Here is a 267-nt window from a genome sequence, read left to right on the forward strand (position 1 = left end):
GACGAGGTCGATCAGGCCATCCTCGAAGCGCTGGCCGGCAATGCTCGAATCTCGCTGAAGGAGCTGGCGCAGCAGGTCGGCCTGTCCTCGCCGAGTGCCGCCGAGCGCCTGCGCCGGCTGGAGGAGCGCGGCGTCATCAAGGCTTTCACCATCGATCTCGATCCCGCCGCCGTCGGTTATCCCCTGCAGGCGATCGTGCGCGTGCGTCCGTTGCCGGGGCAGCTGCACATCGTCGAGCGCATCATCCAGGACATTCCCGAAATCGTC

General features: G+C 66.7%; 1 protein-coding gene. It reads left to right on the forward strand.

Features of this window, described 5'->3' with window-relative positions; translation table 11 throughout:
• The coding region (locus EOD29_RS32245) for an Lrp/AsnC family transcriptional regulator (RefSeq protein ID WP_164763966.1) at nucleotides 1–267 on the forward strand (267 nt) is incomplete at both ends.

Origin of the sequence: Mesorhizobium sp. M1A.T.Ca.IN.004.03.1.1 (assembly GCF_003997555.1) — a bacterium.
GTDB lineage: Bacteria > Pseudomonadota > Alphaproteobacteria > Rhizobiales > Rhizobiaceae > Mesorhizobium.